The organism is Streptomyces viridiviolaceus (assembly GCF_014650995.1).
Taxonomy (GTDB): domain Bacteria; phylum Actinomycetota; class Actinomycetes; order Streptomycetales; family Streptomycetaceae; genus Streptomyces; species Streptomyces viridiviolaceus.
In genome coordinates, this window is sequence record NZ_BMWA01000004.1 from 134223 (window position 1) to 158711 (window position 24489).

25 protein-coding genes and 1 tRNA gene are annotated in these 24489 nt (G+C 70.1%); 15 read left to right on the forward strand and 11 right to left on the reverse strand.

Annotated elements, in window-relative coordinates; all coding sequences use genetic code 11:
- Positions 1 to 67 precede the first annotated feature (67 nt).
- The 5 genes from paaA to IE260_RS06585 are packed head-to-tail and all read left to right on the forward strand — an operon-like array spanning position 68 to position 3696.
- Positions 68 to 1096, forward strand: coding sequence for a 1,2-phenylacetyl-CoA epoxidase subunit PaaA (paaA, locus tag IE260_RS06565; protein WP_189869519.1), 1029 nt, complete (start codon positions 68 to 70; stop codon positions 1094 to 1096).
- The gene (gene paaB / locus IE260_RS06570; RefSeq protein WP_189869520.1) at positions 1093 to 1380 is read left to right on the forward strand and encodes a 1,2-phenylacetyl-CoA epoxidase subunit PaaB; all 288 of its coding nucleotides are present in this window, start codon (positions 1093 to 1095) and stop codon (positions 1378 to 1380) included. The genes paaA and paaB overlap by 4 nt, the downstream gene beginning before the upstream one ends.
- Positions 1377 to 2102, forward strand: a complete 726-nt coding sequence (paaC, locus tag IE260_RS06575; RefSeq protein ID WP_189869521.1) for a 1,2-phenylacetyl-CoA epoxidase subunit PaaC — start codon at positions 1377 to 1379, stop codon at positions 2100 to 2102. The genes paaB and paaC overlap by 4 nt, the downstream gene beginning before the upstream one ends.
- Positions 2096 to 2638: a 1,2-phenylacetyl-CoA epoxidase subunit PaaD gene (gene paaD / locus IE260_RS06580; protein WP_189869522.1), complete on the forward strand. Its 543-nt coding sequence runs from the start codon at positions 2096 to 2098 to the stop codon at positions 2636 to 2638. The genes paaC and paaD overlap by 7 nt, the downstream gene beginning before the upstream one ends.
- A complete protein-coding gene (locus IE260_RS06585) occupies positions 2638 to 3696 on the forward strand; it encodes a 2Fe-2S iron-sulfur cluster-binding protein (RefSeq protein ID WP_189869523.1) in 1059 nt (352 codons plus the stop codon). The genes paaD and IE260_RS06585 overlap by 1 nt, the downstream gene beginning before the upstream one ends.
- 77 nt (positions 3697 to 3773) lie before the next feature.
- On the opposite strand, the gene IE260_RS06590 is transcribed toward IE260_RS06585, so the two are convergent.
- The 3 genes from IE260_RS06590 to IE260_RS06600 are packed head-to-tail and all read right to left on the reverse strand — an operon-like array spanning position 3774 to position 6478.
- The gene (locus tag IE260_RS06590; protein ID WP_189869719.1) at positions 3774 to 4103 is read right to left on the reverse strand and encodes a rhodanese-like domain-containing protein; all 330 of its coding nucleotides are present in this window, start codon (positions 4101 to 4103) and stop codon (positions 3774 to 3776) included.
- Positions 4104 to 4152: 49 nt separating this feature from the next.
- Positions 4153 to 4968: a hypothetical protein gene (locus tag IE260_RS06595; RefSeq protein WP_189869524.1), complete on the reverse strand. Its 816-nt coding sequence runs from the start codon at positions 4966 to 4968 to the stop codon at positions 4153 to 4155.
- 52 nt (positions 4969 to 5020) lie between these two features.
- Complete coding sequence (locus IE260_RS06600; RefSeq protein WP_189869525.1) at positions 5021 to 6478, reverse strand: DUF2252 domain-containing protein; 1458 nt, start codon at positions 6476 to 6478, stop codon at positions 5021 to 5023.
- Positions 6479 to 6766: 288 nt separating this feature from the next.
- Here IE260_RS06600 and IE260_RS06605 point away from each other — a divergent pair, with 288 nt between their 5' ends.
- Positions 6767 to 7624, forward strand: coding sequence for a dioxygenase family protein (locus IE260_RS06605; protein ID WP_189869526.1), 858 nt, complete (start codon positions 6767 to 6769; stop codon positions 7622 to 7624).
- Between the two features lie 104 nt (positions 7625 to 7728).
- On the opposite strand, the gene IE260_RS06610 is transcribed toward IE260_RS06605, so the two are convergent.
- Positions 7729 to 7812, reverse strand: a tRNA-Leu gene (locus tag IE260_RS06610).
- Between the two features lie 402 nt (positions 7813 to 8214).
- Here IE260_RS06610 and IE260_RS06615 point away from each other — a divergent pair.
- The 7 genes from IE260_RS06615 (at position 8215) to IE260_RS06645 (ending at position 17591) form a co-directional block, all read left to right on the forward strand.
- Entirely contained in the window at positions 8215 to 9081 is an 867-nt protein-coding gene (locus tag IE260_RS06615; RefSeq protein WP_189869527.1) for an FHA domain-containing protein, read from the forward strand.
- A 10-nt stretch (positions 9082 to 9091) separates the two neighbouring features.
- Complete coding sequence (locus tag IE260_RS06620) at positions 9092 to 9604, forward strand: FHA domain-containing protein FhaB/FipA (RefSeq protein ID WP_189869528.1); 513 nt, start codon at positions 9092 to 9094, stop codon at positions 9602 to 9604.
- A 132-nt stretch (positions 9605 to 9736) separates the two neighbouring features.
- Positions 9737 to 11275: a Stp1/IreP family PP2C-type Ser/Thr phosphatase gene (locus IE260_RS06625; RefSeq protein WP_189869720.1), complete on the forward strand. Its 1539-nt coding sequence runs from the start codon at positions 9737 to 9739 to the stop codon at positions 11273 to 11275.
- Between the two features lie 27 nt (positions 11276 to 11302).
- A complete protein-coding gene (locus tag IE260_RS06630) occupies positions 11303 to 12742 on the forward strand; it encodes an FtsW/RodA/SpoVE family cell cycle protein (RefSeq protein ID WP_189869529.1) in 1440 nt (479 codons plus the stop codon).
- Positions 12739 to 14211 (forward strand): peptidoglycan D,D-transpeptidase FtsI family protein, encoded by a 1473-nt coding sequence (locus IE260_RS06635; RefSeq protein WP_189869530.1) that lies wholly within the window; start codon positions 12739 to 12741, stop codon positions 14209 to 14211. Before IE260_RS06630 ends, IE260_RS06635 begins: the two co-directional genes overlap by 4 nt.
- A gap of 190 nt (positions 14212 to 14401) precedes the next feature.
- Positions 14402 to 16411 (forward strand): Stk1 family PASTA domain-containing Ser/Thr kinase, encoded by a 2010-nt coding sequence (gene pknB, locus IE260_RS06640; protein ID WP_189869531.1) that lies wholly within the window; start codon positions 14402 to 14404, stop codon positions 16409 to 16411.
- 157 nt (positions 16412 to 16568) lie between these two features.
- The gene (locus IE260_RS06645; RefSeq protein WP_189869532.1) at positions 16569 to 17591 is read left to right on the forward strand and encodes a restriction endonuclease; all 1023 of its coding nucleotides are present in this window, start codon (positions 16569 to 16571) and stop codon (positions 17589 to 17591) included.
- Between the two features lie 93 nt (positions 17592 to 17684).
- Here IE260_RS06645 and IE260_RS06650 read toward each other — a convergent pair whose 3' ends face one another.
- From IE260_RS06650 to IE260_RS06670, 5 genes are read right to left on the reverse strand one after another with little or no spacing between them, the layout of a single operon-like run.
- Positions 17685 to 18449: a class E sortase gene (locus tag IE260_RS06650; protein WP_189869533.1), complete on the reverse strand. Its 765-nt coding sequence runs from the start codon at positions 18447 to 18449 to the stop codon at positions 17685 to 17687.
- A gap of 13 nt (positions 18450 to 18462) precedes the next feature.
- Entirely contained in the window at positions 18463 to 19542 is a 1080-nt protein-coding gene (locus tag IE260_RS06655) for a class E sortase (RefSeq protein ID WP_189869534.1), read from the reverse strand.
- Positions 19539 to 20177, reverse strand: a complete 639-nt coding sequence (locus tag IE260_RS06660) for an aminodeoxychorismate/anthranilate synthase component II (protein WP_189869535.1) — start codon at positions 20175 to 20177, stop codon at positions 19539 to 19541. Before IE260_RS06660 ends, IE260_RS06655 begins: the two co-directional genes overlap by 4 nt.
- Positions 20174 to 20371: a hypothetical protein gene (locus IE260_RS06665; RefSeq protein ID WP_188184630.1), complete on the reverse strand. Its 198-nt coding sequence runs from the start codon at positions 20369 to 20371 to the stop codon at positions 20174 to 20176. Before IE260_RS06665 ends, IE260_RS06660 begins: the two co-directional genes overlap by 4 nt.
- 45 nt (positions 20372 to 20416) lie before the next feature.
- Positions 20417 to 21196 carry a DUF881 domain-containing protein gene (locus tag IE260_RS06670; RefSeq protein ID WP_189869536.1) on the reverse strand — a complete coding sequence of 260 codons (780 nt, stop codon included), beginning with the start codon at positions 21194 to 21196 and terminating at the stop codon, positions 20417 to 20419.
- A gap of 150 nt (positions 21197 to 21346) precedes the next feature.
- On the opposite strand from IE260_RS06670, the gene crgA reads away from it, so the two are divergent.
- A complete protein-coding gene (crgA, locus tag IE260_RS06675) occupies positions 21347 to 21601 on the forward strand; it encodes a cell division protein CrgA (protein WP_189869537.1) in 255 nt (84 codons plus the stop codon).
- A 235-nt stretch (positions 21602 to 21836) separates the two neighbouring features.
- Here the strand turns inward: crgA and IE260_RS06680 are convergent, their stop codons facing one another.
- Entirely contained in the window at positions 21837 to 22748 is a 912-nt protein-coding gene (locus IE260_RS06680) for a rhomboid family intramembrane serine protease (protein WP_189869538.1), read from the reverse strand.
- Positions 22749 to 22861: 113 nt separating this feature from the next.
- Positions 22862 to 23395, reverse strand: coding sequence for a peptidylprolyl isomerase (locus IE260_RS06685; protein ID WP_189869539.1), 534 nt, complete (start codon positions 23393 to 23395; stop codon positions 22862 to 22864).
- A 373-nt stretch (positions 23396 to 23768) separates the two neighbouring features.
- Between IE260_RS06685 and IE260_RS06690 the strand changes: the two genes are divergently transcribed.
- Complete coding sequence (locus IE260_RS06690; protein WP_189869540.1) at positions 23769 to 24458, forward strand: DUF5324 family protein; 690 nt, start codon at positions 23769 to 23771, stop codon at positions 24456 to 24458.
- Positions 24459 to 24489: the final 31 nt, after the last annotated feature.

The window sequence follows — 24489 nt, forward strand, 5'->3', positions numbered from 1 at the left end:
GAATCGCACGAACCGAACGATCGGTCGGGAGCAGACTCCGAGCAGTACCCAGGTCGAGGGGGACCCCATGGCGACAGCAGCCACGCGCGACACAGCCGGCACCACGGCGTACGGCACCCCGGACGCCACCGGCGACACCACCGCGTACCAGCGCGCCTTCGACGCCGCCGTGGCCGCCGACGACCGCATCGAGCCCCGCGACTGGATGCCCGACGCCTACCGCGCCACACTCGTCCGGCAGATCGCCCAGCACGCCCACTCCGAGATCATCGGCATGCAGCCGGAGGCCAACTGGATCACGCGCGCGCCCTCCCTGCGCCGCAAGGCCATCCTGATGGCCAAGGTCCAGGACGAGGCGGGCCACGGCCTGTACCTGTACAGCGCGGCCGAGACACTGGGCGTGAGCCGCGACGAGCTGCTCGACAAGCTCCACTCGGGCCGCCAGAAGTACTCCTCGATCTTCAACTACCCCACGCTGACCTGGGCCGACGTCGGGGCGATCGGATGGCTCGTGGACGGCGCCGCGATCACCAACCAGGTGCCCCTGTGCCGCTGCTCCTACGGCCCGTACGCGCGCGCGATGGTCCGCATCTGCAAGGAGGAGTCCTTCCACCAGCGCCAGGGCTACGAGCTGCTCCTCGCCCTCAGCCGCGGCACCCCCGAGCAGCACGCGATGGCGCAGGACGCGGTGGACCGCTGGTGGTGGCCGTCACTGATGATGTTCGGCCCGCCCGACGACGCCTCCCAGCACTCGGCGCAGTCGATGGCCTGGAAGATCAAGCGCCACTCGAACGACGAGCTGCGCCAGCGCTTCGTCGACATCTGCGTCCCGCAGGCCGAGTCCCTCGGCCTCACCCTCCCCGACCCCGACCTGAAGTGGAACGAGGAGCGGGGGCACCACGACTTCGGCCCGATCGACTGGACGGAGTTCTGGGACGTCCTCAAGGGCAACGGCCCGTGCAACGAGCAGCGGATCACCCAGCGCAGAAGGGCACACGACGAAGGTGCCTGGGTACGGGAGGCGGCCGCGGCCCACGCGGCCAAGCACCATGGTGAGGCCCGGCACACCGGGCAGACGGGAGCGGCACGAGCATGAGCACCACCGACTGGCCCCTGTGGGAGGTCTTCGTGCGCTCGCGCCGGGGCCTCGCCCACACCCATGCCGGCAGCCTGCACGCGCCGGACGCGGAGCTGGCGCTGCGCAACGCCCGGGACCTGTACACGCGGCGCGGCGAGGGCGTCTCCATCTGGGTCGTCCCGTCGTCCGCGATCACGGCGTCCTCCCCGGACGAGAAGGACCCCTTCTTCGAGCCGTCCGCCGACAAGCCCTACCGGCATCCGACCTTCTACGAAATCCCCGAGGGAGTGAAGCACCTGTGACAGTCACGGTCGACACGACGGCCGCAGCCGCCCTCGCCCTCGGCGACGACGCCCTGGTGCTCTCCCACCGCCTGGGCGAGTGGGCGGGCCACGCGCCCGTCCTGGAGGAGGAGGTCGCCCTCGCCAACATCGCGCTGGACCTGCTGGGCCAGGCCCGGGTCCTGCTGTCGATGGCCGGAGACGAGGACGAGCTGGCCTACCTGCGCGAGGAGCGCGCCTTCCGCAACCTCCAGCTGGTCGAGCAGCCCAACGGCGACTTCGCCCACACCATCGCCCGCCAGCTGTACTTCTCCGCCTACCAGCAGCTGCTGTACGCCGGGCTCGCCGCCGGCGACGGCCCGTTCGCGCCGCTGGCCGCCAAGGCCGTCAAGGAGGTCGCCTACCACCGCGACCACGCCGAGCAGTGGACCCTCCGGCTCGGCGACGGCACGGACGTCAGCCATGACCGGATGCAGCGGGCCTGCGACGCCCTGTGGCGGTTCACCGGCGAGATGTTCCAGCCGGTGAACGGCGTCGACGCCGACTGGGCGGGGATGGAGACGGCCTGGCTGGAATCGGTGGGTGAGGTGCTGCGCCGGGCCACGCTGACGGTCCCCGAGGGACCGCGGACGGGCGCCTGGGCGGCCGGAGCCGGCCGTCAGGGCCTGCACACCGAACCCTTCGGCCGAATGCTCGCGGAGATGCAGCACCTGCACCGCAGCCACCCGGGGGCGTCATGGTGACGACCACCCCGCTGGAGGCGGAGCTCCTCCGGGTCGCCGGCTCGGTCCCCGACCCCGAACTGCCGGTGCTCACCCTGCACGAACTCGGTGTGCTGCGCGCGGTGCACGTCCACGGCACGGACGCCGTCGAGGTCGAGCTGACCCCGACCTACACCGGCTGCCCCGCGATCGAGGCGATGTCCGTGGACATCGAGCGGGCGCTGCGCGAGCACGGCATGCGGGACATCACCGTCCGCACGGTGCTCACGCCCGCCTGGTCGACGGACGACATCACCGACGAAGGGCGGCGCAAGCTGCGCCGGTTCGGCATAGCCCCGCCGCGCGTGCGGGAGCCGGCCGGCCCCGTCCCCGTGACGCTGGGGCCGCTGCGGACCCGGGCGCCGGAACCGGACCCGGCCGACCCGGCCCCCGTCCGCTGCCCGCACTGCGGATCAGTCGACACCGAGCTGCTCAGCCGCTTCTCCTCCACCGCGTGCAAGGCGCTGCGGCGCTGCCTCGACTGCCGCGAACCGTTCGACCACTTCAAGGAGCTGTGATGGCCCGCTTCCACCGGCTCCGGGTGGCCGCGGTCGACCGGATCACCGACGACTCCGTGGCCCTCACCCTTACCGTGCCCCCGGCTCTGCGCGAGGAGTACCGGCACGCGCCGGGCCAGCACCTGGCCCTGCGCCACACGGCCGACGGGACGGAGATACGCCGCACCTACTCGATCTGCTCCCCGGCACCGGACGGCGAGGGCCCGCGCGAGCTGCGGGTCGGAGTGCGCCTGGTCGAGGGCGGGGCCTTCTCGACGTACGCGCTGAAGGAGATCGGCGTCGGCGACGAGCTGGTGGTGATGACCCCGGCCGGCCGTTTCACGCTCGACCCCGCACCGGGCCTGTACGCCGCGGTCGTCGGCGGCAGCGGCATCACCCCGGTGCTGTCGATCGTGTCGACGCTGCTGGCGCGGGAGCCGGAGGCCCGGTTCTGTCTGATTCGCAGCGACCGGACGTCCGCGTCGACGATGTTCCTGGAGGAGGTCGCCGACCTGAAGGACCGCCACCCCGAGCGGCTGCAGCTGGTGACGGTGCTCTCCCGGGAGGAACAGCAGGCCGGGCTGCCGTCCGGCCGGCTCGACCAGGAGCGGCTGACCGGACTGCTGCCGGCGCTGCTGCCGGTCGACCGGGTGGACGGCTGGTTCCTGTGCGGGCCGTTCGGGCTGGTGCAGGAGGCCGAACGGGCACTGCGCGGGCTCGGCGTGCCGCGCACCCGGATCCACGAGGAGATCTTCCACGTCGACGCGGGTGCGGCCCTTGCGGCGGCGTCCCCCGCCCCCGCGCACAGCACGGTGACCGCCCGGCTCGACGGCCGCGGCGGGACCTGGCCCGTCCGGGAGGGCGAGTCGCTGCTGGAGACGGTGCTGCGCAACCGGCCCGACGCGCCCTACGCCTGCAAGGGCGGGGTGTGCGGGACGTGCCGGGCCTTCCTGGTCGAGGGCGAGGTGCGGATGGACCGCAACTTCGCGCTGGAGCCGGAGGAGACGGAGGCCGGCTATGTCCTGGCCTGCCAGTCGCATCCGGTGACGGAGAAGGTGGAGCTGGACTTCGACCGCTGAGCCGGAGCCCGCCCCTCACCACCGCCCACCCGCACCCGCCGGGTCATGCCGGCCGCCGCACCCGGTGTTGGACAGATCTAGATGACGTGCCCCGGCTCGCCCTTCTCGTTCACCACGGGGCGACCAGCGGCGGCCCACACCTGCATGCCACCGTCGACGTTCACCGCGTCGATGCCCTGCTGGACCAGGTACATGGTGACCTGGGCCGAGCGGCCCCCGGAACGGCAGATCACATGGACCCGGCCGTCCTGCGGCGCGGCCTCGGTCAGCTCGCCGTACCGGGCCACGAACTCACTGATGGGAATGTGCAGCGCCCCGGCGACGTGACCCGCCTGCCACTCGTCGTCCTCGCGGACGTCCAGCAGGAAGTCGCCGTCCTCGAGGTCGGTGACCTGGGCCGTGGGCACACCAGCTCCAAAACTCATGCCCCCGACGCTACCCGAACCGCAAGCCGGCTCAGGTCTGCCCGAGCGCCGCCGCCAGTTCCGCCTCCCGCTCGCCGACCTGGGCGGCCAGCTGCTCGGCGATCTCCTCCAGCAGCCGGTCGGGATCGTCCGGGGCCAGCCGGAGCATCGAGCCGATCGCGCCCTCCTCCAGCTCCTTGGCGAGCACGGTGAGCAGCTCCTTGCGCTGGGCGAGCCATTCGAGGCGGACGTACAGCTCCTCGGCACGGCTCGGCCGCCGTTCGGGCGTCGGACCGGCGGCCCACTCCTCGGCCAGCTCCCGCAGCTCCTTCTCGTCGCCGCGGGCGTAGGCGGCGTTGACCCGGGTGATGAACTCCTCCCGCCGTACCCGCTCGTCCTCCTCCTGCGCCAGGTCGGGGTGGGCCTTGCGGGCCAGCTCGCGGTAGAGCCGTCGGGCCTCCTCGCTGGGCCGGACCCGCTGCGGGGGCCGTACCGCCTGGTCCGTGAGCATCGCGGAGGCCTCGGGGAACAGCCCGTCCCCGTCCATCCACCCGTGCAGCAGTTCCTCGACGCCGGGGATCGGCAGGAGCCGGGCCCGCGCCTCGTCGGCCCGGCGCCGGTCCTCGGGGTCCTGGGTGCGGGCCGCCCGGGCCTCGAGGATCTGCGCCTCCAGCTCCTCCAGCCGCGCGTACATGGGGCCGAGCCGCTGTTCGTGCAGCCGCGAGAAGTTCTCGACCTCCACACGGAAGGTCTCCACCGCGATCTCGTACTCGATCAGCGCCTGCTCGGCGGCCCGTACGGCCCGCTCCAGCCGCTCCTCGGGCCGCGGCGCACCACCCTGCTCTGGCTCAGCTTCCGGGGTCGTCACCCGACCAGCCTAGGCCACGCCCCGCCCGCCCCCGCCACACCGCCGGGGCCCGTCACACCCCCAGCTCGGCCGCGACCCGCCCCGCCCGCACGGCAGCCACCAGTTCGGCGTGGTCCGCCTCCGTGCGGTCGGCGTAGGCGACGGCGAAGGCGGCCACGGCCTCGTCCAGTTCCTCGTTCTTGCCGCAGTAACCGGCGACGACGCGCGGGTCGGCGCTGTGCGAGTGGGCGCGGGCCAGCAGGGCGCCGGTCATCCGGCCGTAGTCGTCCAGCTGATCGGCGGCCAGGGCCGCGGGGTCGACGCTGCCCTTGCGGTTGCGGAACTGCCGCACCTGGAAGGGCCGCCCGTCGACCGAGGTCCAGCCCAGCAGGATGTCGCTGACCACCTGCATGCGCTTCTGCCCCATGACCACCCGGCGTCCCTCGTGCTCCGGTGCGGGGGCGTCGAACCCGGCGGTCGCCAGATGGGGCACCAGCGCGGAGGGCCGGGCCTCCTTCACCTGGAGCACGAGCGGTTCGCCGCGGTGGTCCAGGAGGAGCACGACGTAGGACCGGGTTCCCACACTGCCGGTGCCGACGACGCGGAAGGCCACGTCGTGCACCGCGTACCGGGCCAGCAGCGGCAGCCGGTCCTCGGACAACGTGCCCAGGTACTGCTCCAGGGACGCCGCCACCGCCGCGGCCTCCCCGGCGGGCACCCGCCGCAGCACCGGCGGGGCGTCGACGAAACGCCGCCCGCCGTCCCCGGTGGCCTCGGTCGACCTGGCGGCGAAACGCCCGCTGGTGTTGGCCCGGGCCTTCTCGGAGACCCGTTCCAGGGTGCCGAGCAGGTCGTGGGCGTCGGTGTGGGAGACGAGCTCCTCGTCCGCGATGGCGTTCCAGGCGTCCAGCGCGGGCAGCCGGGCGAGCAACCGCATGGTGCGCCGGTAGGCGCCCACCGCGTCATGGGCAGCCTCGCGGCAGGTGTCCTCGTCCGCTCCGGCCTCCCGGCCCGCGAGCACCAGCGAGGCGGCGAGCCGCTTGAGGTCCCACTCCCACGGGCCGTGGACCGTCTCGTCGAAGTCGTTCAGATCGATGACCAGGCCGCCGCGGGCGTCACCGTAGAGCCCGAAGTTGGCCGCGTGCGCGTCGCCGCAGATCTGGGCACCGATCCCCGTCACCGGCGTACGCGCCAGGTCGTACGCCATGAGGCCCGCCGACCCGCGCAGGAACGCGAACGGCGTGGCCGCCATCCGCCCGGCCCGGATCGGGGTGAGCCCCGGTATCCGGCCGCGGTTGGACTCCTCGACCGCGCTCACCACGCCGGGCCGCGACCCGTCCGGGTCGAGGGCGGCGTGCGCGGACCGCGGAACCCGCGTGCGCAGCGCCTTGCCCTCCGCCTTCGCCGAACCGTCGCCGGGCCACCGGGCGAACCCCGGTACGTCAGGGACCCGCGCGGCCACCGCGCCGCCCGCCCCCACGTCCCTCCCGCCGTCCGTCCCGGTGCGCGTCCCCGTCCCCGCCTCGGTCATCCGGATCCCCTCCCCGATCGCACGTACCGGCCCGTACACCGACGTCGCCGCGCCACGACGGTACCGCCACGCGCACCGCGCGTACACGGACGGCGGCCCCGCCCGCATAACACCGGGGAGGGGGCGAAGCGGGAGGTCCCCGACGGCCCGCCGCCGCGATTACGTTCTCCGTGATCACACCGGACCGCGCCCCCGGAACACGACAGCCTGCCCCGCACCCGGGGGCGCGGTCCGTGTCATGCACGTCCCGTCCTTCTTCCCCCCACCGAGGAGACCGAGGAACCCGCCATGACACCCACCACCCCCGACGAATCCGGCAACGGCCCCGGCGCGGACACCGACCGCGGCATCAGCCGCAAGACCCTGCTCAGGGCCGCCGTGGCCGCCGGCGCCGCCGTACCGCTGCTCGCCACGGGCACGGTGGCGCTCGCCCGGGACGCCGGCTCCCAGGGCCGGTCCCTCACCCCGACGCCGTTCTGCGACGACGGCGACGACCCCACGCCCGACCAGATCGAGGGCCCCTATTTCAAGCCGAACTCGCCCCTGCGCACCAACCTGGTCACGCCGGGCACCGCCGGCACCCGGCTGACGGTGAGCGGGCACGTCTTCGGCCGGAACTGCGTCCCGCTCCCCGGCGTCCTGCTCGACTTCTGGCAGGCCGACAACGCCGGCGCCTACGACCTGGCGGGGTACGCCTTCCGCGGCCACCAGTTCACCGACACCACCGGCGCCTTCACCCTGCAGACGATCGTGCCCGGCCTGTACCCGGGCCGGACCCGGCACATCCACGTCAAGGCCCAGGCACCCGGCGAGCCCGTGCTCACCACCCAGCTGTACTTCCCCGGCGAGCCGCGCAACGGCACGGACGCCCTCTTCGACCCGGCGCTGCTGATGAACGTCCGCGACGCCGGCGGCGGCAAGCAGGCCACGTTCGACTTCGTGCTGGACGTGGACGGCGACCCGGGCACGGGCGGCCCCACCGATCCGCCGACCGACCCGCCGGGCGGCAGCTGGGCACCCGGCCGCCCGTACGCGGCGGGCGACCGCGTCACCCACGGCGGCGCCGGCTACCGCTGCCTGCAGGCCCACACCTCGATGCCGGGCTGGGAACCGCCCCACGTCCCCGCCCTCTGGCGGCGCGACTGACTCCCGCACCGAGGCGCCGTCCGACCTGAGACGTTCCTCACAGGCCAAGGCGCCCGACAACGCGGAAGCCCCGCAGGTCCGAGACCTGCGGGGCTTCCGTCTTGTGCGCGAGGGGGGAGTTGAACCCCCACGCCCTTGCGGGCACTGGAACCTGAATCCAGCGCGTCTGCCTATTCCGCCACCCGCGCATTGGGTGCGTCATCCGGCCCCGTTCCTTTCGGCCCGGCGCCTTCCGACACCCAGAACATTAGCACGCTGGACGGGGTGGATTCACATCCCTAATGTCAGGGCCCCCGGCCGCCCGGGCACTTGCCCCGAGGCGCGTCCGTTCACGTATCAACCTCGTACCGGTCCTGCCCGTCTCCCCGGGAGCCGGTAGGGGTCCACAGTCCGGTGCGGGACACTGGGACTGCGGCCGCCTCTACGATCCTGGGCAGAAGTCACGTCCAGGAGTGCTCCCCGAGGAGTTCCAACAGGACTCCGCAGGGGAACCAGTCGATCGACCGGCGCGTGGATACGATCAGTAAGCACTACCAGGTAAGCAGCACGCAGGGCAGTGAACAGGACGGCAGCATCGGAGGAGGTGCCCCATGGGAGTCCTGAAGAAGTTCGAGCAGCGTCTCGAAGGTCTGGTCAACGGCACCTTCGCCAAGGTGTTCAAGTCCGAGGTGCAGCCCGTGGAGATCGCGGGAGCACTGCAGCGCGAGTGCGACAACAACGCCACCATCTGGAACCGCGACCGCACCGTCGTACCCAATGACTTCATCGTGGAGCTGAGCGCGCCCGACTTCGAGCGCCTCAGCCCCTACTCCGGCCAGCTCGGCGACGAGCTCGCCGGGATGGTGCGCGACTACGCCAAGCAGCAGCGCTACACCTTCATGGGCCCGATCAAGGTCCACCTGGAGAAGGCGGACGACCTCGACACCGGCCTGTACCGGGTCCGCAGCCGTACGCTCGCCTCCTCCAGCAGCCAGCAGGGCGGCCAGGCTCCGGCCGCGCCCCCGGCCCCCTCCGGGCGGCCCGGCGGTCCCGGCGGTTACGGCTACCCGCCGGCCTCCCCCGCGGGCGCCCCGCCGATGCCGGCCGCGCCGCCGCCCGGCGCCCGGCCCGGCGGCTACGGCTACCCGCAGCCCGCCGGAGCCCAGCGGCCCCCGGCCGCGCCCGCGCCCGGCGGACGCACCCGCTACTGGATCGAGATCAACGGCACACGCCACCAGATCTCCCGCGCGACGCTGGTGCTGGGCCGCAGCACCGACGCCGACGTGCGGATCGACGACCCCGGCGTCTCCCGCCGGCACTGCGAGATCCGGACCGGAACGCCCTCGACGATCCAGGATCTCGGGTCCACCAACGGCATCGTGGTGGACGGGCAGCACACCACCCGCGCTACGCTCCGCGACGGCTCGCGGATCGTCGTGGGCAGCACCACCGTTATCTATAGGCAAGCCGAAGGGTGATCCGGGGGCAATGTCAGAGCTGACCCTCACGGTCATGCGGCTGGGTTTCCTGGCCGTACTGTGGCTGTTCGTGATCGTGGCCGTGCAGGTCATCCGCAGCGACCTGTTCGGTACGCGCGTCACCCAGCGCGGGTCGCGCCGGGACGCCGGCCGTGCACAGCAGCAGGCCACGCGCCAGGCGCCCCCGCAGCAGCGCCAGCAGCAGAGCGGCGGCCGGGGCCGTCGCAACGCCCCCACCAAGCTGGTCGTGACGGAGGGCACGCTCACCGGCACCACCGTCGCCCTCCAGGGCCAGACCATCACCCTGGGCCGGGCGCACGACAGCACCATCGTGCTGGACGACGACTACGCCTCCAGCCGCCATGCCAGGATCTACCCGGACCGCGACGGACAGTGGATCGTCGAGGACCTGGGCTCCACCAACGGCACGTACCTGGACCGGTCCCGGTTGACGTCCCCCACACCGATTTCGCTGGGTGCGCCGATCCGCATCGGCAAGACCGTCATCGAGCTGCGGAAGTAGTACGACAATGAGCGAGCGGAGCGAGCACGCAGCGGCGGCCGGCACCCCGGGCCCCGGCGCGCTCCCGACCGGAGGGTGGGCAGTGTGGCTCGACACGACCGGCTGTACCCGGAGCCGACGGGCGAGGTGCGCATGAGTCTGTCACTGCGCTTCGCCGCCGGATCGCACAAAGGCATGATCCGGGAGGGCAACGAGGACTCCGGTTACGCCGGTCCCCGCCTGCTCGCCATCGCCGACGGCATGGGCGGCCAGGCCGCCGGAGAGGTCGCCTCCTCCGAGGTGATCTCCACCATCGTCGCCCTCGACGACGACGTACCCGGCTCCGACATCCTCACCTCCCTCGGCACCGCCGTACAGCGCGCCAACGACCAGCTGCGGCAGATGGTCGAGGAGGACCCCGCCCTGGAGGGCATGGGCACCACCCTGACCGCCCTGCTGTGGACCGGTCAGCGGCTCGGCCTCGTCCACGTCGGGGACTCCCGCGCCTACCTCCTGCGCGACGGCGTCCTGACCCAGATCACCCAGGACCACACCTGGGTGCAGCGCCTCGTCGACGAGGGCCGCATCACCGAGGAAGAGGCGAACACCCACCCCCAGCGGTCCCTGCTGATGCGCGCGCTCGGCAGCGGCGACCACGTCGAACCCGACCTGTCCATCCGCGAGGTCCGGGCCGGCGACCGCTACCTCATCTGCTCCGACGGGCTCTCCGGCGTCGTCTCCCACCAGACGCTGGAGGACACCCTCGCCAGCTACCAGGGCCCCCAGGAGACCGTGCAGGAGCTGATCCAGCTCGCCCTGCGCGGCGGCGGCCCCGACAACATCACCGTCATCGTCGCCGACGTCCTCGACCTGGACACCGGCGACACCCTCGCCGGTCAGCTCTCCGACACCCCGGTCGTGGTCGGCGCCGTCGCCGAGAACCAGCACCAGATCGGCGACAACGGCATCATGCAGACCCCCGCCGGCCGCGCCTCCGGCCTCGGCCGCCAGGGCGGCGGACAGGGCGGCGGCGGCGAGTTCGGCCCGCCCGGCAGCGGCGACACCACCGGCTACGTCCCGGCGGCCGGCTTCGGCGACTACGGCGACGACGACTTCGTCAAACCCCGCAAGAACCGCAAGTGGCTCAAGCGGTCCTTCTACACGGTGCTCGCCCTCGCCGTCGTCGGCGGCGGCCTGTATGGCGGCTGGCGCTGGACACAGACCCAGTACTACGTCGGCACCAACGACGACCACGTCGCCCTCTACCGCGGGATCAGCCAGGACCTCGCCTGGGTGTCGCTGTCGAAGGTCCAGAAGGACCACCCCGAGATCGAACTGAAGTACCTGCCGCCCTACCAGCAGAAACTGGTCGAGGCGACCATCGCCGAGGGCGACCTGAACAACGCCCGGGCGAAGATCGAAGAGCTGTCGGTACAGGCCTCGGCCTGCAAGAAGCAGGCCGAACGGCGTGCCGCGGACAGCGAGAACGCGAAGACGGGCGAGGGCGAGGCCGGAGGCACCACGGGAACCACACCCGCCTCCTTCACGTCCAAGGCCTCGCCGACCCCGACCCCGTCGCAGTCCACGACGGCACCGGAATCGTCCCCGTCCACGACCGCACCCACTCCCAGCCCCGGCCCCAGCCTCTCGGAGGAAGAGCAGAAGGTCGTCTCGCTGTGCGGTAAGCAGTAGGCAAGCCGTGAGAGGCCCTGTCACACGATGAGCAGTACTACCAACTCGCCGACGCACCACACGTCCACGATCGGCGCCATCGGCGCGCCCAGCCGGCGCAACACCGAACTGGCGCTGCTGGTCTTCGCCGTCGTCATCCCGGTGTTCGCCTACGCCAACGTCGGGCTGGCCATCAACGACTCGGTGCCGCCGGGCCTGCTGAGCTACGGACTCGGCCTCGGCCTGATCGCGGGCGTCGGCCACCTCGTCGTACGGAAGTTCGCCCCCTACGCGGACCCGCTGCTGCTGCCGCTGGCCACGCTGCTCAACGGCGTCGGCCTGGTCGTCATCTGGCGCCTGGACCAGTCGAAGCGACTGCAGGCGAGCAGCACGTTCGTCGAGGCGGCGCCCCGCCAGCTGCTGTACTCCGCGCTCGGCGTCGGCCTGTTCGTAGCCGTACTGATCTTCCTCAAGGACCACCGCGTCCTGCAGCGCTACACCTACATCTCCATGGCCGGCGCGCTGATCCTGCTGATCCTGCCGCTGGTCCCGGGCCTCGGCCAGAACGTCTTCGGCGCCAGGATCTGGATCAAGATCCCCGGCCTCGGCACCATCCAGCCCGGCGAGTTCGCCAAGATCGTCCTAGCGGTCTTCTTCGCGGGCTACCTCATGGTCAAACGCGACGCCCTGGCCCTCGCCAGCCGCCGCTTCATGGGGCTCTACCTGCCCCGCGGACGCGACCTCGGCCCGATCATCGTCGTCTGGGCCATCTCCATCCTGATCCTGGTCTTCGAGACCGACCTCGGCACCTCGCTGCTGTTCTTCGGCATGTTCGTGATCATGCTGTACGTCGCCACCGAGCGGACCAGCTGGATCGTGTTCGGCCTGCTGATGTCCGGAGCCGGCGCCGTCGGCGTCGCCTCCTTCGAGCCCCACGTGCAGCAGCGCGTCCAGGCCTGGCTCGACCCGATGCGCGAGTACACGCTCAGCCGCCAGGGCGTCGTCGGCCACACCGAACAGTCCATGCAGGCCCTCTGGGCCTTCGGCTCCGGCGGCACCCTCGGTACCGGACTCGGCCAGGGCAACTCCGACCTCATCGGCTTCGCCGCCAACTCCGACTTCATCCTCGCCACCTTCGGCGAGGAACTCGGCCTGGCCGGCGTCATGGCCATCCTGCTGCTGTACGCGCTGATCGTCGAGCGCGGCGTACGCACCGCCCTCGCCGCCCGCGACCCGTTCGGCAAACTGCTCGCCATCGGCCTGTCCGGCGCCTTCGCGCTCCAGGTGTTCGTCGTCGCGGGCGGCGTCATGGGCCTCATCCCGCTCACCGGCATGACCATGCCCTTCCTGGCGTACGGCGGTTCCTCCGTCATCGCCAACTGGGCCCTGATCGGGATCCTGCTGCGCATCAGCGACACCGCACGCAGGCCCGCCCCCGCCCCCGCCGCCAACCCCGACGCCGAGATGACCCAGGTGGTCCGACCGTGAACAAGCCCCTGCGCCGCATCGCGATCTTCTGCGGCCTCCTGGTCCTCACCCTGCTCATCCGCGACAACTGGCTCCAGTACGTCAGGGCCGACACCCTCAAGGAAGACGAGCACAACCGCCGCGTCGCCATCGAGCGGTACGCCACCCCGCGCGGCGACATCATCGTCGACGGCAAGGCCATCACCGGCCACGCCACCACCGAGGGCGACTTCAAGTACAAGCGCACCTACAAGGACGGCGCCATGTGGGCGCCGGTGACCGGCTACGTCTCCCAGGCCTACGGCGCCACCCAGCTCGAGGCCATCGACGACGGCATCCTCACCGGCAACGACGACCGGCTCTTCTTCCGCAACACCCTCGACATGATCACGGGCGAGAAGAAGGAGGGCGGCAACGTCGTCACCACCCTCAACGCCGCCGCGCAGAAGGCCGCCTACGACGGCCTGAAGAAGCAGGGCGCCAAGGGTGCCGTCGCCGCCATCGAGCCGTCCACCGGCAAGATCCTCTCGCTGGCGTCCTACCCCTCGTACGACCCCTCGACGATCGCCGGCGGCTCCTCCGCGGACGAGAAGGCCTGGAACAAGCTCGACAAGAAGAACAACCCCGACGACCCGATGCTGAACCGGGCGCTGCGCGAGGTCTACCCGCCCGGCTCCACCTTCAAGGTCGTCACCGCGGCAGCGGCACTGGAGCACGGCAAGTACGGCTCGGCGGACGAGAAGACCGACTCGCCCCTGCCGTGGACCATGCCCGGCACCACGACCCCGCTGAAGAACGAGGGCGACCTCCCCTGCGAGAACGCCACCCTCCGCGAAGCGCTCCGCGTCTCCTGCAACACCGTCTTCGGCAAGATCGGCTCCGACCTCGGCAACGACAAGATGCTGGAGACGGCCAAGAAGTTCGGCTTCACCGAGGAGCAGTTCGTCCCGGTCCGCACCAGCGCCTCCGTCTTCTCCGACGACATGAACGAGTCGCAGACCGCGCTGTCCTCCATCGGCCAGTTCAACACCGCCGCGACCCCGCTGCAGATGGCCATGGTCGCCTCCGCCGTCGCCAACAACGGCAGCCTGATGAAGCCGTACATGGTCGACGAACTCCAGGCCCCGAACCTCGACACCATCGAGAAGACGGACCCCCAGGAGATGAGCAAGCCGCTCTCGCCGAAGAACGCGCAGATCCTGCAGTCGATGATGGAGACCGTCGTCAAGGACGGCACGGGAACCAACGCACAGATCCCCGGCGTCACAGTCGGCGGCAAGACCGGTACCGCACAGCACGGTGTGGACAACAGCGAGAACCCCTACGCCTGGTTCATCTCCTACGCCAAGGCGGAGGACGGCAGCTCGCCGGTCGCCGTGGCCGTGGTGATCGAGGACGAGAACGCCGTCCGTGACGACATCTCCGGCGGCGGCCTCGCGGCACCGATCGCCAAGAGCGTGATGGAGGCCGTCGTCAACAGCAAGAAGTGACCAAGAGCTGAACAGGACGTGACTCCGCTCACGTCCGCTTCACATCGGTGCACGTTGCGATACCGGTCCTGTATCGGGTGACGGGCTTGGCCAGGTCACGCAGAGCGAGGCGGGTACGGTAGGCCGGACGGCAGCCTCCGACCGTACAAGCATGCCGGTCGGGACCGACGGAGAGGGCTGGTAGGTAACCATGGAAGAGCCGCGTCGCCTAGGCGGCCGGTACGAGCTGGGCCCGGTGCTCGGCCGTGGTGGCATGGCGGAGGTTTACCACGCACATGACACCCGGCTCGGACGCCAGGTGGCGGTGAAGACGCTGCGCGCCGACCTCGCGCGCGACCCGTCCTTCCAGGCCCGGTTCCGCCGGGAGGCCCAGTCGGCCGCCTCGCTCAACCATCCCGCGATCGTCGCGGTCTACGACACGGGCGAGGACTACATCGACGGGGTCTCCATCCCGTACATCGTCATGGAGTACGTCGACGGTTCCACCCTCCGTGAGCTGCTGCACAGCGGGCGCAAGCTGCTGCCCGAGCGGGCCATGGAGATGACCATCGGCATCCTCCAGGGCCTGGAGTACGCCCACCGCAACGGCATCGTCCACCGCGACATCAAGCCGGCCAACGTCATGCTGACGCGCAACGGCCAGGTCAAGGTCATGGACTTCGGCATCGCCCGCGCCATGGGCGACGCCGGCATGACCATGACGCAGACCGCCGCCGTCATCGGCACCGCCCAGTACCTCTCCCCGGAGCAGGCCAAGGGCGAACAGGTCGACGCACGCTCCGACCTGTACTCCACCGGCTGCCTCCTCTACGAGCTGCTGACCGTCCGCCCGCCCTTCGTCGGCGACTCCCCGGTCGCGGTCGCCTACCAGCACGTACGGGAGGAACCGCAGGCGCCCAGCGTCTTCGACCCCGAGATCACGCCCGAGATGGACGCGATCGTCATGAAGGCGCTCGTCAAGGACCCCGACTACCGCTACCAGTCGGCCGACGAGATGCGCGCCGACATCGAGGCCTGCCTCGACGGCCAGCCGGTCGCCGCCACCGCCTCGATGGGCGCCATGGCCGCCGGCGGCTACGGCGCCTACCCGGACGACCAGCCGACCACGGCCCTGCGCTCCGACTCCGGCGCCGCCGGCGCCACCACCATGCTGCCGCCGATGAACCCGGACGACGGCGGCTACGGCTACGACGACCGCCCCGACCGGCGCCGCCAGTCACGCAAGTCGAACACCTCCACGATCCTGCTGGTCGTGGCCGGCATCCTCGTCCTCGTCGGCGCGATCCTCATCGGCAAGTGGGCGTTCAGCGGCAACGGAGGCGCGGGCAACGACACCGTCGCCGTACCCAACTTCGTCGGTCTGACGAAGGAGGACGCCCAGCAACAGGCGACCAACACCGACCTGGAACTGGCGTTCACGCAGAAGCCCTGCGAGAACCAGAGCAAGGGCAAGATCTGCTCGCAGGACCAGCAGCCGAAGACCGAGGTCAAGAAGAACTCCACCGTCAACCTGGTGGTCTCCACCGGCGCCCCCAAGGTGACGGTGCCCAGCGTGATCGGCCTGAGCCTGGAAGAGGCCCAGTCGAAGCTGGAGGGCGACGACTACCAGTTCAAGGTCAAGACGGAGGCCCGCGAGTCGTCGGAGGAGCCCAACACCGTCCTCGACCAGGACCCGAGGCTGGGCGAGGAGATCGAGAAGGGCTCGACGATCACCCTCACCATCGCCAAGGCGGCGGAGAAGGCCACGGTGCCGGACGTCGTCAACCAGACCTGTGACGCGGCGAAGGCCCAGATGACGGCCAACAACCTGGTGGGCAACTGCACCGAGCAGGAGACCGACGACCCGAACCAGGCCGGCAAGGTCATCTCCACCACGCCGCAGGCGGGCCAGCAGATCGACAAGGGCTCGCAGGTACAGATCGTCGTCGGCAAGGCCAAGCAGCAGAAGGTCAAGGTCCCGGAGGTCCGTGGCAAGACGCTGGCGGAGGCCCAGCAGATCCTCCAGCAGAGCGGCTTCACGAACGTCCAGGTCGCCGGCGCCAATGACGGCAACGCCACGGTGGTCATCATGGATCCGCAGCCCGGCACCGAGGTCGACAACCCGGCCGGCACCCAGATCACCCTCACCACCGCCGGCGGCGGAAACGGCGGAAACGGCAACGGCGGAATCATCGGCGGCCTCACCGGCCGCGACGACTGACGCCGACGCCTCCCACGCACGACAAGAGCCCCGGCCCCTCGACGGAGGGACCGGGGCTCTTGTCGTGTCCGCCGGCACAGAACCGAACGTGTCTTCATATGTCATTACTCGTTGATCGGGTGCCCACCACCCCCACTGGGAGGAGTCCGAGCACCACATGATCAACGAAACAGCCCTACTGGAATCACCGGCCCTACGCAACAGCGTCCTCGACCGCACGGACGTACTCGACCGAGTGAAGGCCCTGTCCCTGCTGCCGGACGGCATGCACGTGACGACGGCGATGGTGGCGGCGTACTTCGAGGTGGCCGTGAAGTCGCTCGAGTCCGTTGTGGAGGACCATCGGAAAGAACTCGAGGCCAGCGGCTACCAAGTTCTGACAGGTACGCGACTGGCCCTCTTTAAGAGGGCCAGTGGGATTCAGTCGCGCTCCAGGTCCCTCGCGCTGTACTCCCGCCGCGCCGTCCTCAACGTCGCCATGCTCCTCCGGGACAGCGAAGTCGCACGTCAGGTGCGTGTCTACCTCCTGGACATGGAGTACCTGGCCCGTACACAGCCTGTGGATAACCCGGCCCCCGCCGAAGCCGACACCCTCGACGCCCGCATCGACCAGCGCATCACCCACATCCTCGGCAAGACGGTCGTGCCGATGTTCAACGCCCTGATCGAAACCTCGGGCGAGCACCGGCGCGAGCTCATCGAGCTCCGCGCGGACATCGAGAACGTCGAACGCAAACTGTGCTGGCACCACCGGCGTCTCGCCGCCCTGGAAGGTGACGCCCCCGCGGACAACGTCAGGTCGACGCTCAAGGCCATGACCTGGCAGGCGTTCGAGCGGCATGTCGCCGACCTACTGCGCCGCGACGGCTGCACGGACGTCGTCGTACGACAGGCCCGCAGCGACAGGGGCATCGACATCACCGGCCGCACCGCCGACGGACGTACGGTGGCCGTCCAGTGCAAGAACCGGTCCGGCCGCTGGACCGTGCCCAGCGCCGACATGCAGAAGTTCGCGGGCGCGGCACGGGTCGTCGACCGCATGGACGTCGCCCTGTTCGTCGCCACCTGCAACTTCAGCCACGAAGCGGAGGCGATCGCCAAACTCAGCGGAGTCATCACCGTGAACCGGGACGAGCTGGAAGCCTGGAGCGCCGGCGTACGCCTCGAGGCCCTCCGATAGGTGCCGAGGCAAAAGGCCCGAAGTCGCAAGAGGAAGTTGCGGCTTCGGGCCTCCGTCATGCTAGGCGACTGAGGTCCCCTCAGGGCCTCAGTGTCACCGCAGTTCCTCCGGCGGAGTCCGCTCCCCGTCCACCTTCTCCGTACGCACCAGCTCCCCCCAGACCACGTACCGGTACTTGCTCGTGTAGACCGGCGTGCACGTCGTCAGCGTGATGTAGTGGCCCGCCTTCGTCTTCCCGGACTCCTTGGGCACGGCGCCGAGGACGTCGACGTTGTACTTCGAGGTCTCCGGGAGGATCCCGTAGACCTTGTACACGTACCACTTGTCCTTGGTCTCGAAGACGATCGGGTCGCCCTTCTCGATCTTGTGGATGTTGTGGAACTTCGCGCCGTGCCCGTCCCGGTGCGCCGCCAGCGAGAAGTTGCCCGCCTTGCCCGACGTCGGCAGCGTGGCCTTGACGGGGTCGGTGTAGTAGCCGGCGACGCCGTCGTTGAGGACCTTCATCGACGTCCCCTTCTCGACCAGGATGTCGCCGTCGCCCATCGCGGGCACGTGCAGGAAGCCGATGCCCGCCTTGGTGTCCAGCGTCCCGGGGCCGTCGGAACCGACCCTGTCCTGCGCCCAGTTGTCGCGGACCTTGTCACCCTGCTCGTCGGCCGCGCGGTCGGCCATGACGTTCGTCCACCACAACGAGTAGACGACGAACAGACCGAGCACCAGGCCCGCCGTGATGAGGAGTTCACCGAAGACGCTCACCGCCCGGGCGAGAACCCGCCCGGACCCGCGGCGGCGTGCGGCCGGCGGCCTTCCGGGCGCGCCGGTGTGCTCTTCGTGATCCGTGTCGGTGGTCGCTGCCACTGGTCATCTGCCCTTAACTGACGAGCGCATCCGGCTTGCCCTTGCTGCGCGGCCGTTCCTCGACCATCTTGCCCCAGACGATCATCCGGTACTTGCTCGTGAACTCCGGCGTGCACGTGGTGAGCGTGATGTAGCGGCCGGGCCCCGTGAAACCCGACTGCTCGGGCACCGGATCGAGCACGCTGACGTTGCTCGGCGACGTCACCGGCAGGATGGACGCCATCTTGTACACGAAGTACTCGTCCTGCGTCTCCACGACGATCGGATCGCCCGGCTGAAGCTTGTTGATGTACCGGAACGGTTCCCCATGCGTGTTGCGATGCCCCGCCAGCCCGAAGTTCCCGGTCTTCGCATCCGGCATCGCCGTCTTCAGGGCACCCTCCGCGTAGTGCCCGACCATGCCCCGGTCCAGCACCTTCTTGCTGTCGATGCCCTCCGCGATCGGCACCACGACGTCCAGCTTGGGGATGTGCAGCAACGCGAACCCCTGCCCCGGCTCGAACGTACCCGGATTGCGCTTGCCGTCCGCCCAGTCGTCCTGGAGGCTGCTCGCCGCCTTGTCGGCCTGCGCCTGCGCACGCACGTTCGTCCACCACAGCTGGTAGGTCACGAACAGCAGCATCAGCACACCGGTCGTGATGAAGACCTCGCCGATCGCACGACTCGCGATCACCGCGGCACCCGGCTTGCGCGCCCGCGCCTGCCGACGGGCCTCCACACGCGACAGAGGCGCTTTCGGAGCCTCCTCGGGCTCACCGGCCCCAGTGGCCCTCCGCGAGCCCCCACGACGCCCGTGACGCCGTTTCGCGGCCTTCCTGCGCGCCGCACGACCGCCGCCCGGGGGCGGAGAAGCAGACTGCGCTGTTTCACCGGCCGTCCGCCCCGGCGGATCCGCGATCCGCAGAGCCACCGTCTCGTCGTCCACCACCGGCGGCACGTACGACCCGGCGCCCGATCCGTACTCCTCACCGCCGACGGAGTACCCCTCGTACCAGCCGCCCCCGAACGCACCGGGATCCCCGTACGGCTGCCCGTACGAGCCCCCCTGGTCACCGGCCGCGCCGGATTCGCGCTCGGGGCGCAGCGCGGTCACGCCGTGGCCCTGCCCACCACCGGGGCGAGCCCCGCCGACCTCGCCACCGCGCCCTCGTCACCGCACTCCACCAGCCAGTTGGCCAGCATCCGGTGCCCGTGCTCCGTCAGCACCGACTCGGGATGGAACTGCACGCCCTCCACGGGCAGTTCCCGATGGCGCAGCCCCATGACGATGCCGTCGGACGTGCGGGCCGTCACCTCCAGCTCCGCCGGTACGGTGGCCGGCTCCGCGGCCAGCGAGTGGTACCGCGTCGCCGTGAACGGCGAGGGCAGGCCCGCGAAAACGCCCTTGCCCCCGTGCTCCACCGGCGAGGTCTTTCCGTGCAGCAGCTCCGGCGCCCGGTCCACCACACCGCCGTACGCCACCTGCATCGACTGCATGCCGAGACAGACACCGAAGACGGGCACACCGGTGGCCGCGCAATGCCGGACCATGTCGACGCATACACCCGCCTGCTCCGGCGCGCCCGGGCCCGGCGACAGCAGCACACCGTCGAAGCCGTCCTGCGCGTGCGCCGTCGACACCTCGTCGTTGCGCACGACCTCGCACTCGGCACCCAGCTGGTACAGGTACTGCACCAGGTTGAAGACGAAACTGTCGTAGTTGTCGACGACGAGAATGCGCGCACTCACTGGTTGTCCACCGTCACATCGTTGAAGGGAAGCAGCGGTTCGGCCCACGGGAAGACGTACTGGAAGAGGACGTAGACCACAGCCACGACCAGCACGAGCGAGAGCAGCGCCTTCACCCACGCGTTCCCCGGCAGATGCCGCCAGATCCAGCCGTACATGCCGTCCCTTCCGTCGCACCACGGCACCAGACTCACGCCGTACGGCACCAGACTAACGGCGCCGAGCCCTCCGGAACGGCGTCAATCCACAGGCTGGGCATAGTGCAGGTCCACGGCGCCCGAGTAGCCGGGCAACGTCACCCTGCCGTCGTCCTCGACCTTCCAGCCGAGGCCGTAGACGTTGACGTACACCATGTAGTTCTGGATCGTCGGCGACTCGGCGAGCGCCTGCTTCAACCGCTTCGGGTCACCGACCGCCGTGATCTTGTACGGCGGGGAGTAGACGCGTCCCTGCAGGATCAGCGTGTTGCCCACGCAGCGCACGGCGCTGGTGGAGATCAGCCGCTGGTCCATGACCTTGATCCCCTCGGCCCCGCCCTGCCACAGGGCGTTCACCACGGCCTGCAGGTCCTGCTGGTGGATGACCAGGTAGTCGGGCTGCGGCTCCGGGTATCCGGGCAGCTTGGCGGTGGCGTCCGGCGGGGCGTCGTCGAGCGTGACCGATATCGCCTCGCCCGTCAGCTTCTGCGTGCCCGCCTTCTCCTCCAGGGCGGCGAGCTTGTCGTCCTCCGCCTTCGTGCTGCCGTCGTCGCTCTCGGCGAGGGACTCGATGTCGCCGCGCAGGGCCCCGTTCGACTCCTCCATCTCGCCGTTCTTGCGACTGCGCTCCTGGATGAGATCGGACAACTTGAGCAAAGAGGTGTCCGTGCGGATATTGGTGCCCTTGGCGGTGTTGAAGCTGGTGAAGAAAATGAGACCCGCGAGAGCGAAGACCGCGGCCGTGAGTACCCGCACCGGCCGCAAACGGCGCCGGCGGGCAGGGCTGGAACCCGTCCCGGGGGAGTCGGCAGAATTGCTCAACGTACCCTTATCTCCTTCGGCGCCACGGAAGCACTACGCTAACGGACGCCCGGGGGAGCGCTAAGAGTCCCCTTGTACGTCTCGTACGTCGCCCCCGAGCCCGACCCGTTCCCTGCGCGGCCACGCAGCGCATCGACAGGAGAGACCCTCGTGCCGAAGTCACGTATCCGCAAGAAGGCCGACTACACGCCGCCGCCCGCGAAGCAGGCGACCGCCGTCAAGCTGGACAACCGGTCCTGGGTCGCGCCCGTGATGCTGGCGATGTTCGTCATCGGCCTCGCCTGGATCGTCGTCTTCTATGTCACCGACGGTTCACTTCCCATCGACCAGTTCGGCAACTGGAACATCGTGGTCGGCTTCGGCTTCATCGCCGCCGGATTCGGTGTCTCGACGCAATGGAAGTAGCTCTGCCCAGGGCTATCCACGGAGTTATCCACAGGTGCTGTCCACACCCTGAGGAAAAGAAAGACGATCTGTGGATAACTCACTGGGCATTGACGCCGGTGTGACAGAACCACCGGCACCCGAAAACGCGTTCGCCCCCTGCCTGACCTGCGGAAACACGGGTCGGTGACAGGGGGCACATCTGTTCTCGCACACTGTGCACAAGATCCGCCACCCGCTGTGGACAACTGAGCGCTCAGGTGAGCTGGGTGGTTCTCAACAGGGTCAGTCCGACGACCAGGGCGAGGACCAGTGCACAGGTGCCGTACTGCACGAGCGTCCGCCGGTCGCGGGGGGCGTGGACCATGGCGTAGCCGATCACGACGCCGGCGACGAGGCCGCCGATGTGCGCCTGCCAGGCGATGTTGAAGCCCGGGCTGAAGGTGAAGATCAGGTTGATCGCCAGCAGGGCGATGACCGGCCGCATGTCGTAGTTGAGCCGCCGCAGCAGGACGGCGGTGGCACCGAAGAGGCCGAAGACGGCGCCCGAGGCGCCGAGGGTGGCCTGGGTGGGTGCGGCCAGCAGGTAGGTGAGCGCGCTTCCGGCGAGGCCTGAGACGAGGTAGAGGGCGAGGTAGCGGGCTCGGCCGAGGGCGGCTTCGAGGGGGCCGCCGAGGAACCACAGGCTGAGCATGTTGAAGGCGATGTGCCAGATTTCCTCGTGAGTGAACATCGTGGTCACCAGCCGGTACCACTCGCCCGCGGCGACGCCTTCTGTCGGGACGTAGGGGGCGGGCGGCCACTGCCCGCGGAGTACGAGGTCGTACAGCAGTGTCGACGAGGCGTGGACGGCGATGAACACCGCGATGTTGACCCCGATGAGAATCTTGGTGATGAGGCGGGGGTCGGCGGTCACGGTGCCGCCTGCGAGGGTGCGGGGCCGGGACGCGTCGGGGGTGTGGCCGGTGCCGGAGCCGGTGCGGACGCAGTCGGGGCAGTGGAAGCCGACGGAGGCGTTGACCATGCACTCGGGGCAGATGGGGCGGTCGCACCGGGTGCAGCGGATGCCGGTCTCGCGGTCCGGGTGGCGGTAGCAGCCGGGCAGGCTCTGGGCGGGCCGGGCTCCTTGTTCTTCCGGGCCCTTCGGTCCGCCTGGTGCCTGGTCCATGGGGTTCCCCTCACTCGTCCGTCCGCAACGTGCAATCGCCCCGCCCATCCTTACGGACGAGCGGGGCGATTAGTTCCCTTCGGACACGCCGGGCATGGCGTGCGGGGAGGGGGTCAGCCCTCGCGGGTCTCGACGACGACGGACTCGATGACGACGTCGTTGACGGGACGGTCGGTGCGGGGGTTGGTCTGGATGCCGGCGATGGCGTCGACGACCTTCTGGCTGGCGGTGTCGGTCACCTCGCCGAAGATGGTGTGCTTGCGGTTCAGCCACGTCGTCGGGGCGACGGTGATGAAGAACTGCGAGCCGTTGGTGCCCGGACCGGCGTTGGCCATGGCCAGCAGGTAGGGCTTGTCGAAGGAGAGGTCCGGGTGGAACTCGTCCTCGAACTGGTAGCCGGGACCGCCGGTGCCGTTGCCCAGCGGGTCACCGCCCTGGATCATGAATCCGCTGATCACCCGGTGGAAGACCGTGCCGTCGTAGAGCTTGTCCGTGGACTTCTGCCCGGTGGCGGGGTTGGTCCACTCACGCTCGCCCTTGGCGAGCTCGACGAAGTTCTTGACCGTCTTGGGGGCGTGGTTCGGCAGGAGCCGGACGTCGATGTCGCCGTGGTTGGTCTTCAGGGTGGCGTAGAGCTGCTCAGCCACGATGTGCCTTCCGTCGTCTTGTTGTGCTCACCGATCCTCGCACGGTCCGCGCCGTACGTCGCCCAGCAGCCGGTTCCTGTCCCGCGTCGGCGGGTTTCGCTTGCGGAAATCGGGCCAAGTACTCCCGGGTCACGAGCGAGGCGCGGCGATCCGTGGCATTGTCGTCGACAAGCTCGCGTTGCTCCGTATTCATCCGCTATTGCAGTCGATGAACATCTTGACCGCTTCTTCATCACCATGTGTCCCACAGGGCCCGAAGTCACCGTCCGTGACCCGGATGCCCGCCCTCACATGCCTGGCAGTGCGTCGGCAGGCATGATCCGTAAAAGGGTGGAAAGTCGAATTACCGTACGCCACCGAGGAGGAGGAACCCGTGACCCGCATCGACAGCGTGCGCGCCGCGACCGGTTCGGCGAAGGACAGCGTGCTGCACGCCGCGGAAGTGGTGGCGCCCTACGCCGACACGGCCAAGGACAGGGCCGCTCACTACGCACACGAGGCGCGCGTACGGCTGGCGCCCAGGGTGTCGCAGGCCGCCGACCAGGCTCGCCTCCAGTACGGCGTGTATGTCGCGCCCCGTCTGGAGCAGGCCCGTACGCATGTGCCGCCGAAGATGGACCAGGCCGCGGTCCGTACGCGGCTGGCAGCCCGGCAGGCGGCCGACTACTCCCGGCCGAGGATCGAGCAGGCGGTCGCCGCGGCCGGTCCTGTCAGCCATGAGGCCGCCGCGCGTGGTGCCGCCGCGCTGGCGGCGCTGCGTGGGCAGGTGTCGGCGAAGGAGATCCAGCGGCTGGCCCGCAAGCATGAGCGGCGGGCGAAGGCCGGGCGCATCGCCAAGGCGCTGGCGGTGATCGGTGTGGTCGCCGGGGGTGCCTTCGCCGCGTGGAAGTGGTGGGACAAGCAGGCCAATCCGGACTGGCTGGTGGAGCCGCCCGCGGCGACGGAGGTGCCCGAGAACGGGCGGCTGTCGTCGGTGGACGGCAGTGGCGATGCGATCCTCGACCCCGAGGTCCAGGCCAAGCAGGCACAGGACGAGGCGGCCGAGGGTGACGAGCCGCGCTGACACCGGCGTATCCGTGTGACGCCGCGGGGCG